This is a genomic window from Bradyrhizobium sp. USDA 241 (genome assembly GCF_049739505.1).
In the GTDB taxonomy this organism is placed as follows: Bacteria; Pseudomonadota; Alphaproteobacteria; order Rhizobiales; family Xanthobacteraceae; genus Bradyrhizobium; species Bradyrhizobium liaoningense.
In genome coordinates this window covers 360,354-375,907 of sequence record NZ_JBMGPZ010000002.1, presented here as the reverse complement: position 1 = coordinate 375,907, position 15,554 = coordinate 360,354, and the positions used below count along the sequence as shown (strand labels likewise).

Annotated in this window: 14 protein-coding genes; 6 read left to right on the top strand and 8 right to left on the bottom strand. The window is 64.5% G+C overall.

The features are described 5' to 3' along the window. Positions 1-65: 65 nt before the first annotated feature. On the bottom strand, positions 66-1,199 hold the full coding sequence (locus tag ABIF91_RS02630; RefSeq protein ID WP_035675231.1) for a nitronate monooxygenase: 1,134 nt from the start codon (positions 1,197-1,199) through the stop codon (positions 66-68). 252 nt (positions 1,200-1,451) lie between these two features. Here ABIF91_RS02630 and ABIF91_RS02625 point away from each other — a divergent pair, with 252 nt between their 5' ends. Next, complete coding sequence (locus ABIF91_RS02625) at positions 1,452-3,107, top strand: flavin-containing monooxygenase (RefSeq protein ID WP_028178343.1); 1,656 nt, start codon at positions 1,452-1,454, stop codon at positions 3,105-3,107. A gap of 182 nt (positions 3,108-3,289) precedes the next feature. Further along, on the top strand, positions 3,290-4,165 hold the full coding sequence (yghU, locus tag ABIF91_RS02620; protein ID WP_028178342.1) for a glutathione-dependent disulfide-bond oxidoreductase: 876 nt from the start codon (positions 3,290-3,292) through the stop codon (positions 4,163-4,165). Positions 4,166-4,238: 73 nt separating this feature from the next. On the opposite strand, the gene ABIF91_RS02615 is transcribed toward yghU, so the two are convergent. The 4 genes from ABIF91_RS02615 to ABIF91_RS02600 all read right to left on the bottom strand — a co-directional run bounded on the left by ABIF91_RS02615 (position 4,239) and on the right by ABIF91_RS02600 (position 7,776). Beyond that, positions 4,239-4,856, bottom strand: coding sequence for a flavin reductase family protein (locus tag ABIF91_RS02615; RefSeq protein WP_028178341.1), 618 nt, complete (start codon positions 4,854-4,856; stop codon positions 4,239-4,241). A 67-nt stretch (positions 4,857-4,923) separates the two neighbouring features. Next, positions 4,924-6,201 carry an acyl-CoA dehydrogenase family protein gene (locus tag ABIF91_RS02610; protein WP_028178340.1) on the bottom strand — a complete coding sequence of 426 codons (1,278 nt, stop codon included), beginning with the start codon at positions 6,199-6,201 and terminating at the stop codon, positions 4,924-4,926. A 285-nt stretch (positions 6,202-6,486) separates the two neighbouring features. Then, positions 6,487-6,867, bottom strand: coding sequence for a VOC family protein (locus ABIF91_RS02605; protein WP_424578739.1), 381 nt, complete (start codon positions 6,865-6,867; stop codon positions 6,487-6,489). 129 nt (positions 6,868-6,996) lie between these two features. Beyond that, positions 6,997-7,776: an SDR family NAD(P)-dependent oxidoreductase gene (locus tag ABIF91_RS02600; protein WP_028178338.1), complete on the bottom strand. Its 780-nt coding sequence runs from the start codon at positions 7,774-7,776 to the stop codon at positions 6,997-6,999. Between the two features lie 189 nt (positions 7,777-7,965). Between ABIF91_RS02600 and ABIF91_RS02595 the strand changes: the two genes are divergently transcribed. From ABIF91_RS02595 to ABIF91_RS02585, 3 genes are read left to right on the top strand one after another with little or no spacing between them, the layout of a single operon-like run. Further along, on the top strand, positions 7,966-8,754 hold the full coding sequence (locus ABIF91_RS02595; protein WP_028178337.1) for an enoyl-CoA hydratase/isomerase: 789 nt from the start codon (positions 7,966-7,968) through the stop codon (positions 8,752-8,754). Continuing rightward, entirely contained in the window at positions 8,751-9,737 is a 987-nt protein-coding gene (locus ABIF91_RS02590; protein WP_035675237.1) for a phosphotransferase family protein, read from the top strand. Before ABIF91_RS02595 ends, ABIF91_RS02590 begins: the two co-directional genes overlap by 4 nt. Before the next feature lie 3 nt (positions 9,738-9,740). Further along, positions 9,741-10,118: a DUF6285 domain-containing protein gene (locus tag ABIF91_RS02585; RefSeq protein WP_028178335.1), complete on the top strand. Its 378-nt coding sequence runs from the start codon at positions 9,741-9,743 to the stop codon at positions 10,116-10,118. A 159-nt stretch (positions 10,119-10,277) separates the two neighbouring features. On the opposite strand, the gene ABIF91_RS02580 is transcribed toward ABIF91_RS02585, so the two are convergent. Further along, positions 10,278-11,057, bottom strand: coding sequence for an enoyl-CoA hydratase-related protein (locus ABIF91_RS02580; RefSeq protein WP_028178334.1), 780 nt, complete (start codon positions 11,055-11,057; stop codon positions 10,278-10,280). A 213-nt stretch (positions 11,058-11,270) separates the two neighbouring features. On the opposite strand from ABIF91_RS02580, the gene ABIF91_RS02575 reads away from it, so the two are divergent. Next, on the top strand, positions 11,271-12,545 hold the full coding sequence (locus ABIF91_RS02575) for an acyl-CoA dehydrogenase family protein (RefSeq protein WP_035675239.1): 1,275 nt from the start codon (positions 11,271-11,273) through the stop codon (positions 12,543-12,545). A gap of 173 nt (positions 12,546-12,718) precedes the next feature. On the opposite strand, the gene ABIF91_RS02570 is transcribed toward ABIF91_RS02575, so the two are convergent. Both ABIF91_RS02570 and ABIF91_RS02565 read right to left on the bottom strand, forming a co-directional pair. After that, complete coding sequence (locus tag ABIF91_RS02570) at positions 12,719-14,296, bottom strand: fatty acid--CoA ligase (protein WP_035694898.1); 1,578 nt, start codon at positions 14,294-14,296, stop codon at positions 12,719-12,721. Between the two features lie 281 nt (positions 14,297-14,577). Next, positions 14,578-15,450 (bottom strand): SDR family oxidoreductase, encoded by an 873-nt coding sequence (locus ABIF91_RS02565; protein ID WP_028178332.1) that lies wholly within the window; start codon positions 15,448-15,450, stop codon positions 14,578-14,580. Between the last annotated feature and the right edge of the window lie 104 nt (positions 15,451-15,554).

Below are 15,554 nucleotides of genomic sequence, written 5' to 3'. Positions count from 1 at the left end.
GATCGGCCGCGGGTCTCATGGTTCGAGACGGCGCTTGCGCGCCTCCTCACTATGAGGGTCTGCACCTACTCCGCCACCAGCGCATTCATGTGCTCGACGGCTTCCGCAAACTCTTCCTTGAATTCCTGCACTACCGCGCCTGCCGATTTCACGCTGTCGACCAGGCCGACGCCCTGGCCGACGAAGTAGCTGACGAGATCGCGTGCCCTCGTATTCCCGCTCGCCGCCGCGCGGTCGATCGAATGGAAGGCGTCGCGGCTGATGATGCTTTGCAGCGGCATCGGCAGCGCACCGGGGCTTTCGGGCGCACGGTCCCAGGCATCGGTCCAGACCGAGCGGAGCTGCCGGGCCGGCTTGCCGGTGCGGCCCTTCGAGCGCACGGCGTCGCGCGAGGAGGCCGCGATCATCTTCTCGCGAAAGATCTCCGTGGTCTCCGCCTCGACGGTCGCAAGCCACACCGAACCTGTCCAGGCGCCGGCCGCGCCCATCGCCATGCAGGCGGCCATCTGCCGTCCCGTCATGATGCCGCCGGCCGCCAGCACCGGCACGTCGCGGATATTCTTGATCGCCTTGATCACCTCCGGAACCAGCACCATGGTCGAGACCTCGCCGCAATGGCCGCCGGCCTCGGTGCCCTGCACCACGAGGATGTCGACGCCGGCTGCGACCTGGCGCAGCGCATGCTCCTTGGCGCCGATCAGCGCCGCAACGGGGACACCGTGCTTCTTGCCCATCTCGATCATCGCCTTCGGCGGCACGCCCAGCGCGTTGGCGATCAGGCGGATCGGATGACGAAAAGACACTTCGAGCAGCTCCAGCGCCGTCTTCGCATCGAACGGTTGCGGCTGGTCGTCCGCGACTTCGGTGGTGGTCAGTTCGATGTCGTACTTCTTCAGGAGATCGCGCGTATAGTTGCGATGCTCTTGCGGTACCCGCGCTTCCAGGCTCTTCCAGGTGACGTCCTTCTCGCCCGCGGTCGAAATGTTTTCGGGGATCAGCACATCGATGCCGTAGGGCTTGCCGTCGACATGCGCGTCGATCCATGTCAGCTCGCGTTCGAGCGTCTCCGGCGTGTGCACGGTCGCGCCCAGCACGCCAAAGCCGCCGGCGCGGCTGACGGCGGCAACGACATCGCGGCAATGGCTGAAAGCGAGCAGCGGGAACTCGATGCCCAGCATGTCGCAGATCGGCGATTTCATGGCCCTCTCCCGGCAGCAGCCTTCGCGTTGCTGTTGTTGCTTTGCTTGCGAAGCCGCTCGACGCTAGCCCATCGCCATCCGCGATGGCAAGCCGGATTTGGTCGCGCATCTTGCGTGCAGGCGCCACGAAGCGGACGAGCCATTCCGCTGCATAAAATAAGCAGCCCAGAGCCGCCCGATTTGCCTCTTGCGCTTTCGAGAGCGACGGCAAATGCTGGCTCATAACAACAGAAAATCAGGGAGCGCCAGCCAATGTCGTCAGCGCAATCGAACCCGGCCCGCGCCGCCGAAGCTTACGACGTGGTCGTCGTCGGCGCCGGCTTTGCCGGACTGTACATGCTGCATCGCCTGCGCGGGCTCGGCTTCTCCGCACGCGTCTACGAGCAGGGCGGCGGCGTCGGCGGCACCTGGTACTGGAATCGCTATCCCGGCGCGCGCTGCGACGTCGAGAGCATGCAATATTCCTACTCGTTCTCCGAAGAGCTCCAGCAGGAATGGGACTGGAGCGAGCGCTATGCGCCGCAACCAGAGATCCTGAAATATGCCAACCACGTCGCCGACCGCTTTGATCTGCGCCGCGACATCCAGTTCAACACGCGCGTCGAGCGCGCCGCGTTCGACGAGTGCGCGACATGCTGGTCGGTGACGACCTCGGACGGCAAGACGGTCGAAGCCAAATTCGTCGTGCTCGCCACAGGTTGCCTCTCGAACGCGCGCAAGCCGGAGATCAAGGGCCTGGAGAGCTTCAAGGGGCCCGTCTACCATACCGGAAACTGGCCGCATGAAGAGGTCGACTTCACGGGCCTGCGCGTTGGCCTGATCGGTACGGGATCATCGGGCATCCAGTCGGCTCCCATCATCGCCGAGCAGGCGAGACATCTCACGGTGTTCCAGCGCACCGCGAATTTCTCCGTTCCCGCCCGCAACGCCGCGCTCATGCATGAGGAGCGCAGCGCGTTCCGCAAGAACTATCCGGAGATCCGTCGCTTCGCCCGCGAGGTCGCCCGCAATGGCATCTATACCGAACAGCCAGATCGTGGCGCGCTCGATGACAATGACGATGTCAGGCGCGCCAAGTATTCGGCGCGCTGGGGGCGCGGCGGGCTCACCTTCATGTATGCCTATAACAATCTCGGCCTCGACCGGGCTGCGAACGACACCGCGGCGGATTTCGTGCGCGGCAAGATCGCCGAGATCGTGAAGGATCCCGACACCGCGAAGCTGCTTCAGCCGAACAGCCACCCGATCGGCACCAAGCGCATCTGCGTCGACACCGACTATTTCGCGACCTTCAACCGGCCCAACGTTTCGCTGGTGGACATCAAGACCAATCCGATTCAAGAGATCACCGCAAATGCCGTGCGCGTCGCCGGGAAGGACCACGAGGTCGATGCGCTGGTGCTGGCGACCGGCTTCGACGCCATGACCGGCTCGGTCGCCAGGATCGACATTCTGGGCCGCGGCGGGCAGACGCTGAACCAGAAATGGGCGGAAGGCCCCAAGACCTTGCTCGGCCTGATGAGTGCGGGCTTTCCGAACCTCTTCATCATCACCGGGCCCGGCAGCCCGTCGGTGCTGTCGAACATGATCGTGTCGATCGAGCAGCATGTCGACTGGATCGCCGAGTGCCTGACCCACATGCGCATGCGCGGCCTCACGACGATCGAGGCGAGCGGGGAGGCCGAGGAGAAATGGGTCGCCCACGTTAACGAGGTCGCCGAGGGCACGCTCTATCCGCAGGCCAATTCCTGGTACATGGGCGCCAACATCCCGGGCAAGCCGCGCATCTTCATGCCCTATATCGGTGGTGTCGGCGTATATCGGCGGATCTGCGACGAGGTCGCGGCGAAGGGATATGAAGGATTTGTGATGGAGCACGGGGAGCAGCCGCAGGCGGCGGCGTCCTAGATGACGCTCGTCATTCCGGGGCTCGCGAAAGCGAGAACCCCGGCCACCCCGGAATGACGTCGGCGAGGGGGTGCCATGACGAAATGTAGAGTTGCCCCGCCGGGCAATGCATTTCCGGGGCCTTGTCATCGGCCGTTCGCGGGCTAATTAATGCAGACGCATCTTTCTGCCGGAGCCTTCGCATGACCGACGCCCCCGCCTACGTGCCGCCCAAAGTCTGGACCTGGAACAAGGAGAATGGCGGGCAGTTCGCCAGTATCAATCGCCCGATCGCCGGCCCGACCCACGACAAGGAGCTGCCGGTCGGCAAGCACCCCTTGCAGCTTTATTCGCTGGCGACGCCGAACGGGGTGAAGGTGACGGTAATGCTGGAGGAGCTTTTGGCGCTCGGCCACAAGGGCGCTGAATATGACGCCTGGCTGATCAAGATCGGCAACGGCGATCAGTTCGGCAGCGGCTTCGTCGATATCAATCCGAACTCGAAAATCCCGGCGCTGATGGATCGCTCCGGTCCGGAGCCGATCCGCGTGTTCGAGTCCGGCTCGATCCTGTTCTACTTGGCCGAGAAGTTCGGCGCCTTCCTGCCGAAGGACATCAAGACACGCACCGAGGCGATGTCCTGGCTGTTCTGGCAGATGGGCAGCGCGCCGTATCTCGGCGGCGGCTTCGGCCATTTCTATGCGTACGCGCCGTTCAAGATCGAATACGCCATCGATCGTTTCGCGATGGAGGTCAAACGCCAACTCGACGTGCTCGACCGGCGCCTCGCCGACAACGAATATCTCGCGGGCAAGGAATACACCATCGCCGACATCGCGGTGTGGCCCTGGTATGGCGCGCTCGCCAAGGGGCTGGTCTATGGCGCCGGCGAATTCCTTTCGGTGCAGGACTACAAGAACGTGCAGCGCTGGACCGACCAGATCGCCAAGCGTCCAGCCGTGAAGCGCGGCCGCATGGTCAACCGCATCTCCGGCGATCCCGCCAGCCAGCTCCACGAACGCCACGACGCGAGCGATTTCGAGACCAAGACACAGGACAAGCTCGCGCCTGCGACGTAAGGCGGCGCGCTCTTTCTTCACCTCGCCCCGCTCCCGGCAGGGCGAGGGGCGCACCTCGTGCGCAGTGTGACGGCTACTTCCTCTTCACACCCTCCGCCGCCGGGAACACCACGCGGTCATCGGTGCGGCAATAGCGGTCGGCGAACATGCGGCCGATCGGGTGATAGCGGTCCATGTGCACCCGCATCGCCTCGGGATCCCAGAGTTCGTCGCGGATGTGAAAGTGGATGCCTTCGCCCATGATCAGGCGGCGATCGTCGTTGACGTCGATCAGCTTCCAGAGCTTGCACTCCATCGCCCACGGCGTGTCGGCCAGTCGCGGCACGGCGATGCGGGTCGATGGCGCGAGCTTTAGCCCGAGATAGTCGGGCTCGCCGATATCGGGCGGAAAATCGCCGCTGCTCTCGTGCATCGCTTTCGCCAGCGGCTCGTCGGCGAGGTTGACCACGAACTCGCCGGTCCGCTGGATGTTGAGGAACGTGTCCTTGTCCTGGCCGTTCGGCTTGCGGTTGGCCGCGAACATGCAGAGCGGCGGATCCTCGCAGAAGGCGTTGAAGAAGCTGAACGGGGCGGCGTTGACCACGCCGGTCGGCCCGAGCGAGGTCACCCACGCAATCGGCCGCGGCAAAATGAAGGAGGTCAGCACCTTGTAGCGCTCGCGTGGCGTCAGGTCGCTGGCGGCGTAGTCCATGATGGCTCCGTGCGAGGTCTTTGCCTCTCCCCGCAAGCGGGGAGAGGCAACAGAGAGGGAAGGCGGATCACGCCATGCTCAGCTCGTGCCGTCCGACCACCATCCAGTGGACCTCGTCCGGACCGTCGGCAAAGCGCAGGTGACGCACGTCCTGATACATTTCGGCGAGCGGGGTCCAGTGCGAGATTCCGGTGGCGCCGTGCATCTGGATCGCCTGGTCGATGATCTTGCAGGCTCGCTCCGGCACCATGGCCTTGACCATGGAGACCCAGACGCGGGCTTCCTTGTTGCCGAGCACGTCCATGGCCTTGGCAGCCTTCAGCACCATCAGCCGCATCGCCTCGATCTCGCAGCGCGCCTGCGCGATGATCTGCATGTTGCCGCCGAGATGGGCGATCTTCTTGCCGAAGGCTTCGCGGGTGAGGCCACGCTGCACCATGAGGTCGAGCGCCTTCTCGGCCTTGCCGATGGTACGCATGCAGTGATGGATGCGGCCCGGTCCGAGGCGGAGCTGCGAGATCTCGAAGCCGCGGCCTTCGCCGAGCAGGATGTTCTCCTTCGGCACCCGCACGTTGTTGAAGCGCATATGCATGTGGCCGCGCGGGGCGTGGTCCTGGCCGAACACGTACATGGGGCCGAGCACCTCGACGCCGGGCGTGTCGCGCGGCACCAGGATCTGCGACTGCTGCTTGCTCGGCGCTGCATCCGGATTGGTCTTCACCATCACGATCAGGATCTTGCAGCGGGGATCGCCGACACCTGAGATGTAGTATTTCTCGCCGTTGATGACCCATTCGTCGCCGACGAGCTTGGCCGTGGTCGAGATGTTCTTGGCGTCGGAGGAGGCGACATTCGGCTCGGTCATGACATAGGCCGAGCGGATCTCGCCGTTGAGCAGCGGCTTCAGCCACTTCTCCTTCTGCTCCTTGGTGCCGACGCGCTCCAGCACCTCCATGTTGCCGGTGTCGGGCGCCGAGCAGTTCATGGTCTCGGAGGCCAGCGGGCTCTTGCCGAGCTCGGCCGCGATATAGGCGTAGTCGAGATTCTTCAGGCCCTGGCCGGTCTCGTCATCGGGCAGGAAGAAGTTCCAGAGACCTTCCTGCTTCGCCTTGTTCTTGGCCTTCTCTAGCACCTCGAGCTGCTTCGGCGTGAAGCTCCAGCGATCCTCCTTGCCTTCGCCCGCCTTGGCGAACTCGATCGACATCGGCTCGACGGTGTCGCGGATGAACTTCTTGACGTGATCATAGAGCGGCCGGACCTGATCCGACATCCTGAGGTCGTTGAGTTCGTCGCCGGGATTGAGGGTGTAGTTGGTGGTGCGGGGAATGTAGGCGTGTTTTGTCATTGTTCCTCCCGGAGCGCTAGCATTGTGCTGAACGCGAGAATAGTCGCAGCGCCGCCAAAGTGCGAGCGCGCTTTTGTCACGCGAGCCATGCCACGCGATGCAATATCGCGAGGTCGTTTGAAATGTTGTTTGAATGGGGGCGAAGGTTGGATATGCCCGCGCCACAACTGTCATCGCCCGACTTGATCGGGCGATCCAGTATTCCAGAGACGGTCGTGATTGAACCGAGAGGCCGCGGCGTACTGGATGCCCCGGTCAAGCCGGGGCATGACAGCGGTGGCTTAGTCAGTTCGGCATGCGGTGCATCGCGCAGATCTTGTTGCCGTCGAGGTCGCGCAGGTAAGCCAGATACAGCGTGCCGCCCGAGCCCTGGCGAATGCCGGGCGGATCCTCGATCGATGTCGCACCGGCGGCGACTCCGGCCTCATGCCATTTGTCGACCTGCTCGGGTGAGTTGCAGGCAAAGCCGATCGTGCCGCCATTCGCGCAGGTCGCCGGTTCGCCGTTGATCGGCTTCGACACCGAGAACACGCCGGTCTTGGTGATGTAGAAGATGCGATGGCCGTCGACCCTGGCCGGCCGCACTTCGAGCGTGCCGAGCAGCTGGTCGTAGAACGTCTTGGCCTTGTCGAGGTCGTTGGTGCCGATCATGACGTGTGAGAACATTTGCCCATTCCCTTCTGCGCTCAAAAACCAGAAACCGTAGGGTGGGCAAAGCGCAGCGTGCCCACCACCACCCTCACAGGGCTTTGGGTGGGCGCGGCGCAAGAGCGCCTTTGCCCACCCTGCGAGATCTCAAAACGCCGTATAGCCGCCGTCGATCACGAACGTATCCGCGGTGTGATACGACGACGCCTTGCTCATCAGATACACCGCGATGCCGCCGAAATCGGATGCCTCGCCGAAGCGCCGCATCGGAATGCGCGGCATGACGTTGGCGACGAACTTGTCGTTGGCCATGAGTCCTGCCGTCATGTCGCTCTTGATCCACCCCGGCAGGATCGCGTTCGCGGTGACTCCGTGGCGCGCCAGCTCGACGCCGAGTGCGCGCACCAGCGCGTTGATCGCGGCCTTGGTGGCCGCATAATGCTCGTTGCGCGCAGTGCCGAAAATCGAGGCGAGGCTCGAGGTAGCGACGAGACGGCCAAAGGGATCGCCGGCATTGGCGCGCTCGGTCATGTGCTTCGCCGCGGCCTGGAACGCGTGGAACACGCCGTCGAGATTGGTCGCGAACATCGTGCGCCACTCTTCCTCGGTGCGCTCGATGAAGGAGCGCCGGCCGCCGCCGCCGATGCCGGCATTGGCGAAGCAGCCGTCGACCCGGCCAAACGCATCGAGCGTCGCCTTCATCGCGGAATTCACCGACGCGGGATCGGTGACGTCGCAGACGCGGGTCTCGACCTTGCCGGCAAGGCCGGCCATGCTGGCGGCCGCAGCCTTGTTCTTGTCCGCATTGCGGCCCCAGATCGAAACGTTGCAGCCTTGGGCGGCGAGCGCCTGGGCGATGCCGAGCCCGATGCCGCCATTGCCGCCGGTGATCACGGCGACGCGGCCGGTAAGGTCGAAAAGGTTCATGGCGTTTCCTGCTATTGGCAAGTTCTCGGCAAGTCATCCTGGCATGCCGCAGCATCAGCCGCTGCGCACAAGATTGCTTGCCATGCTGCGATCACCATGGACAAGGTCGCGACAAAAATCAAATATGCGCCCCGGCAAAAGTAATTCCGGTCTGCGAAACTGTCGCGGGCCGCAACCGACGAGGAAACCATGCAGTTCAAACACGTCACGCTCGATTTCGATGGCGCGGTCGCGATCCTCAAGCTCGACCATCAGGAGGTGATGAACGCGGTCTCCGTGGACATGCTGGGCGGTCTCGCCGAGGCGCTCGATGCGATCGAGGAGAAGAAGGACGAGGTGCGCTGCGTGGTGCTGACCGGCGCGGGCCGTGCGTTCTGCACCGGTGCAAATCTCCAGGGCCGCAACAACCAGTCGAAGAAGACCAAGGCCGGCCTGACGCTGGAAACCGGCTTCCATCCTTTCCTGCGCCGCATCCGCAATCTGCACTGCCCGATCGTCACCGCGGTCAACGGTCCCGCCGCCGGCGCCGGCATGAGCTTCGCGCTGCTCGGCGACATGATCCTGTGCGCGCGCTCGTCCTATTTCCTGCAGGCGTTCCGCCGCATCGGCCTCGTGCCGGATTGCGGCTCGACCTGGCTCCTGCCGCGCCTCGTCGGCCGGGCGCGCTCGATCGAATTGTCGCTGATGGGCGAGCGGCTGCCGGCCGAGAAGGCGCTGGAATGGGGCCTCGTCAACCGCGTCTACGACGACGGCGTATTGATGGAGGAGGCGATGAGGCTCGCGCGCGATCTTGCCAGCGGCCCGACGGTCGCTCTGTCCCTGATCCGCAAGCTCTATTGGGACAGCCCGGAAAATTCCTTCGAGGATCAGCTCAATCTCGAGTTCCAGTGTCAGCTCCGCGCCGGCGACACCCAGGATTTTCGCGAGGGCGTCGGCGCGTTTCTCGAGAAGCGCCCCGCGCAGTTCAAGGGCAAATGATCGAGGCCGAGCTCTCGCGCAGCGCCGCGCGCTGGTGCCCGGGCGCAACCGGCGTCACGAGCGCGGCAAAACTGTCCGGCGGCGCCAGCCAGGAAACCTGGCGCTTCGACATCGTTCATCCCGATGGGCCGATCGGTGCGATCCTGCGCCGCTCACCGAAGGGCTATGGCGCGGCGCCAACGCGCGCCGCGGGCCTTGCCGCTGAAGCGAAGCTGATGCAGCTCGCTTTCGAAGCCGGCGTTCCGTCGCCGCGCGTGATGCATGTGCTGGTGCCGGAAGACGATCTCGGCACCGGCTTCATCATGCAGCGGGTCGAGGGCGAGACCATCGCGCGCAAGATCCTGCGCGACGACGAATACGCCACGGCGCGGCCGCTTCTGGCGCGGCAGATCGGCGGCATTCTTGCAGTCCTTCACAGGCTGCCGCAGGACAGATTGCCCGAGCTGCGCAGCCGGGGCGCGACCCAGGAGATCGCCGAGTTCGAGCGCGACTATCGCAGCCTGAACTGGCCCAAGCCCGTGTTCGAGCTGGCGCTGCGCTGGCTGCGCGACCACGATCCCGGTCCCGCGGCCGAGACCACGCTGGTGCATGGCGATTTCCGCAACGGCAATCTCATCATCGGCGCCGACGGTGTGCGTGCCGTGCTCGACTGGGAGCTCGCCCATCTCGGCGATCCCATGGAGGATCTCGGCTGGGTCTGTGTGAACTCCTGGCGCTTCGGGGAGATCGACAAGCCGGTCGGCGGTTTTGGCACACGCGAGGAGCTGTTCGCCGGCTACGAGGCGGCGGGCCGAAAAGTCGATCCCGAGCGCGTCAAGTTCTGGGAAGTGATGGGCACGCTGCGCTGGGGCATCATGTGCGGCGGCATGATGCAGCAATTTCGCGAGGGCCCGGACCATTCCATGGAGCGGGCCATGATCGGCCGCCGTGCCTCCGAGACCGAGATCGATCTGTTGCGGCTGCTGGCGCCGCGCGGGAGCTGACGCATGCAGGACGAACCGACACCGATCGAGCTGACGAAAGCGGTCGCCGATTTTCTTCGCAACGACATCACGCCGCTGATCTCCGGCCACCATGCCTTCAAGCTGCGCGTCGCCGTCAACATCCTCGATCTCGTGACGCGGCAGCTGACGCGGGAAGAGGGGGGCGATGCTGCCGAAGTGGAGCGCCTGCGCGCGCTGCTCGGCATGGACGGCTCGGTGACAGAGCTGAACCGGGCCCTTGCCGATCGCATCGCCAAGGGCGAGGTCGACCTCGCAACACCGGGCCTCGCCGAGCACCTCTGGGCGACCACGATGGACAAGCTCGCCGTCGATCAGCCGAACTATGCCTCGTACAAGCGGGAGCTGTCGAGGGGGGCGTAGGCTCCGCGGCATTCTCCGTCATTGCCGATGTCGAGACGGCTGCGCCGCTCTCCGCTTCGTCATGCCCGGGCTTGTCCCGGGCATCCATGTTCTTCGTACCGCGCCTCAAGACGTGGATGCCCGGGACAAGACCGGCCATGACGCGGAGACCGAGGATACCTACTTCCCCATCCATTTCGGCGGCCGCTTCTCCGAGAACGCCTTCGGGCCCTCGACGTAGTCCTGCGAAGCGACCATCGCCTTGACCGCCGGATACTCGCGCTGGTCCTCGATCGCCTGCTCCAGCGACACGCCAAGCCCCTTCTGGATCGCCTGCTTCGAGGCCCGGATCGACATCGGCGAATTCTTGGCGATCATCTCGGCCCAGCGCAGCGCGGCCGCGAGCGCCTCGCCCTGCGGCACCACCTCGTTGACGAAGCCGAGCTCGAGCCCTTCCTTGGCGCTGACATGGCGCGCGGTGAGGATCATGCCCATGGCGCGCTTGAGCCCGATCTGGCGCGGCAGGCGGTGCAGGCCGCCGGCGAGGGCGGCGAGGCCGACGCGCGGCTCGGGCAGGGCGAAGGTCGCGTTCTCCGACGCAATGATCAGGTCGCACGCCAGCGCGATCTCGAAGCCGCCGCCCATCGCGACGCCATTGACCGCAGCGATGATCGGCTTGTCGCAGTCGAACCGCGAGGTCAGGCCGGCAAAGCCGCCCTTGTCCCAGCCGCGCTTGCCGCCCGCCGCCTGCCACTTCAGGTCGTTGCCGGCGCAGAACGCCTTGTCGCCCGCGCCGGTGACGATCGCGATCCACTGCTCGGGGTCGGCCGAGAAATCGTCAAACACTTTTTGCAGCTCGAAATGCGCATCGGTGTGCAGCGCGTTGTAGACCTCGGGCCGCGACAGCGTGACGATCGTGATCGGCCCCTTGCGTTCCACCTTTGAGAATTTCAGCTCCATCGCGCGCTCCCGCATTTTCTCGTGAAGGAATATTTGACGGCATACTACCGCGCGCTGGCGGCAGAGCACCATCGAATTGCGCAATGCGCCTTGCGCGCGCCACACGCCTCGGCTTGCTTGACTTGCACGCGCTCTTCTCACCTTAATCGTGCGAAGCATGAGTGCGCCTAGCGCCTTAACGCAAAACGACAAAATCAATCCGGGAGAGAAGCTTTGGATTTCTCATTGCCTGCCGATCTCGTCGCCTATCTCGGAGAGCTCGACCGTTTCATCGAACGCGAGATCAAGCCGCTGGAAGAGGCGGACGACAACATCCGCTTCTTCGACCACCGCCGCGAATGGGCACGTACCGATTTCGAGAATGGCGGCCTGCCGCGCCACGAATGGGAAGCGCTGCTGCGCAAGGCCAAGGATCTCGCCGACGCTGCCGGCCATCTGCGCTTTCCGGTGCCGAAGCAATATGGCGGCAAGGACGGGTCCAACCTCTGGATGGCCGTGATCCGCGAGCACTTCGCCGCGAAGGGGCTTGGCCTCCACAACGATCTCCAGAACGAGCACTCGATCGTCGGCAATTTCCCCGTCGTCACCATGCTCGACCGCTACGGCCGCGACGACCAGAAGGCGATGATCGACGGTTCGATCAAGGGCAAGTACCGCATCACCTTTGGCCTGACCGAGCCGCATCACGGCTCGGACGCGACCCACATGGAGACGCGTGCGGTGCCGGCCACGCGCGACAACGTCAAGGGCTGGATCATCAACGGCGAGAAGATGTGGACCACCGGCATGCACGTCGCGACGCATTGTGCGCTGTTCGCGCGCACGAGCGGCAATGACGGCGATGCCCGCGGCATCACCTGCTTCCTGGTGCCTGCGAAAAGCCCCGGCGTCAAGGTTGAAGAATACATGTGGACCTTCAACATGCCGACCGATCATCCGCGCGTCAGCTTCACCGACGTCTTCGTACCGGAGGATGCGCTGTTCGGCGAAGTCGGCCGTGGCCTGTCGCTGGCGCAGTGCTTCGTGCACCAGAACCGCATCCGCCAGGCGGCGAGCTCGCTGGGCGCGGCCGTCTACTGTATCAATGAGAGCGTGAAATACGCGCGCGAGCGAAAGCCGTTCGGCAGGGCGCTCGCCGAAAACCAGGCGATCCAGTTCCCGCTGGTCGAGCTCGCGACGCAAGCCGAGATGCTGCGCCTTCTGATCCGCAAGACCGCCTGGGAGATGGACCAGCTCACCGAGGAGCAGATCGAGCGTACGCTCTCCGACCGCGTCTCGATGTGCAACTACTGGGCAAACCGCCTCTGCTGCGAATCCGCCGATCGTGCCATGCAGGTCCACGGCGGCATGGGCTACTCACGCCACAAGCCGTTCGAGCACATCTACCGCCACCACCGGAGATATCGCATCACCGAAGGCAGCGAGGAGATCCAGATGCGGAAAGTGGCGGGGTTCCTGTTCGGCTATATGGGGCCGGGGAAGCACTAACAGTTATCGCGCGTTCTCTCCGAGTCGTCCCCGCGAACGCGGGGACCCATAACCCCAGGGAGCGGTTTGGGGCGAGCCGGGCATTCCAAGTCTTCGCAAAACCACTTCCTGTGATTATGGGTCCCGGGCTCGCGCTGCGCGCGCCCCGGGACGACATCGTGGATAGAGCGCGATCAATTCACCCTTCGGTCCTTCCCCGCCCAATAGGGCTCCCGCAATTGCCGTCGCAGGATCTTGCCGCTGGGATTGCGCGGCAGCGCCGGCAGGAACTCCACGCTCTTCGGCGTCTTGTAGCCGGCGATGCGCTCGCGGGTGAAGTTGATGATGTCGGTGGCGGTCGCCTGCTTGCCCGGCTTCATCACCACCACGGCCTTCACCGCCTCGCCCCATTTGTCATCGGGCACGCCGATCACGGCGGCCTCGGCGACGTCAGGATGATCGCACAGCGCGCTCTCGACCTCGGCCGGGTAGATGTTCTCGCCGCCGGAGATGATCATGTCCTTGATGCGGTCGTGGATGTAGAGATAGCCGTCCTCGTCCATGTAGCCGGCATCGCCGGTGCGCAGCCACCCGTCGGCACGCAGCGTCGCAGCCGTGGCCTCCGGCAGGTTCCAATAGCCCGCCATGTTGGAGCCGGAGCGCGTTGCGATCTCGCCGACCTGGCGCGGCGGCAGCGGCTTGCCGTCCGTGTCCAGGATCGCGATCTCCACGCCCGGCAGCGCCTTGCCGGCCGAGCGCATCCGCTCCAGGCCCTCGACGTGATCCTCCGGCGGCAGCGCGACGATCGTTCCTGTCGTCTCGGTCATGCCGTACATCTGCACGAAGCCGCATTTGAAGACCTCGATGCATTCCTTCAGTAGCGCCGCGGGAATCGGCGAGGCGCCGTAGAGCATGTATTTCAGCCGCGAGAAATCCACGGTTCTCGCGCGCGGCTGCCGCACCACGAACTGCATCGCCGCCGGCACCATGAACAGTTTTGTGATGCCCGACTGCTCGAAGAAGTCCAGAACCTTGGTCGGATCGAATTCGCGCGCGATCACGCCGCGGGCGCCGTGATAGAGCCCCATCACGCCCCAACCGGAGCCGCCGATGTGGAAGATCGGCATCGCCACCAGCGAGACGTCGTCGGTCGACCACCGGTTCCACTCCGGCTTGTCCTCGGCATTGCCTGTCTGCACCAGGTTGAGGAAGTTCGCGTGGCTCAGCATCGCCCCCTTCGGCTTGCCTGTCGTGCCCGAGGTGTAGAGCTGGATCGCGATGTCCCTGGTGTCGATCGGCAGCCTCGGGTCGTCGCCGCTCCGCGCATCGCGCCACGCCGCAAAATCCGGCCACTCCGGCGCGCCGCCTTCGGTGGTGATGATGGCGCGCACGCCCGCTATCTGATCCCTGATCTGGCGCACCTGCGTGATGAATTCCGGCCCGACGAACAGCACCGGCGCCTTGCAATCCGCAACGATGAAGGCGACCTCGGGCCCCGCGAGCCGCCAGTTCACCGGCGCCATGACGACACCGGCTTTCATCGCGCCCATCAGGATCTCGAAATAGAGGTCGCTGTTCTTGCCGAGATAGGCGATGCGGTCGCCCTTCTTCACGCCCATCGCGATCAGGGCGTTGGCGACCTTGTTCGTCTTGACGTCGAACTCCGCAAAGCTGGTGGTGCGGCCCTCGAACTCGTAGGCAATGGCGTTGCCGCGGCTCTTCGCGCGCTCGCGCACCATGTCGGCGAGATTCGCCAATGGCTGTGTGGACATGTTTCTCCCGTACGTCTTGTTTTTATGCTTGGGAGTGTGGCGTCATCCGCAAACAAAGACAATACGAGAGAGGGCACACTGTCGTCCCGGACAAGCGCAGCGAAGCTGAGCGCAGATCCGGGATCCATAGCCACAGGAAGTTGTTTGGCGAAGACTCGGAGTGACCTGTCTCGCCCTACACTTCTCACTGTGGTCATGGGTCCCCGCGTTCGCGGGGACGACAGCTGAGGGTGGAGAAGGAGTGTTAGTCCCTCACGTAGCCACACTCTCGCCAAGCGACATCATCCCCGCTTCGCGCGATCCTTCTCGTTCTGCGCCATGATGCTCTCGCGCGCGGTCTTCCAGTCGTCGTCGCTCCAGTCGCGGAGCTGGTAGAAATTGCCGCCCATGGCGAGCGCCTGGGCGCCGTCCATGGCGATGGTCTCGCCGTTGATCCAGTCGCAGCCGCCGGAGATCAGGAACACCGCGAGGTTCTGCAGTTCCTCCATGGTGCCGACGCGGCCCATCGGGTTCATCGCCTTGGTGCGCGCGCCGGCCTCGTCGCCCGGCTTGATGCGCTTGCTCATGCCTTCGGTCGGGATCTCGCCCGGCGCGATGGTGTTGAGGCGGATGCCGTAGCGGCCCCATTCGGTCGCGAGCGACATCGTCATGGCATGGATCGCCGACTTGCTCATCGCCGACGGCACCACATAGGGCGAGCCGTTGCGCACCCAGGTCACGGTGATGGAGACGACGTTGCCGGGCTGCTTCAAAGCGATCCAGCGTTTGCCAACGGCATGCGTCACGTAGAACGTGCCGTGCATGACGATGTTGGCGACCGCATCGAAGCCGCGCGGCGACAGCTCCTCGGTGCGCGAGATGAAATTGCCGGCGGCGTTGTTGATGAGGTCGGTCAGCGGAGCCTCGCGGAAGATGGTCTCTACCATCTCCTCGACCGCGAGCGCGTTGCGGATGTCGACGCCGTGGCTGGTGACGCGGCCGCCATGGCGATCCATCAGCTCGGTCGCGGTCTCGTCGCAGACGCTCTTGCGTCGGCCGCAAATGTGCACGTCGGCGCCGAGCTGGAGGAACCGCTCCGCCATCGACTTGCCGAGACCCGTGCCGCCGCCGGTCACGAGAATGCTCCGGCCGGCGAGAAGATTTTCCTTGAACATGGCTGTTTCCCCCGTAGGGATTGTCAGTTAGTTGGTCGATTGACTAAATCCGGCCGCCAGCGTCCTGTAAAGCGGCACTGAACAAGAACAGGGAGAATTCGTCT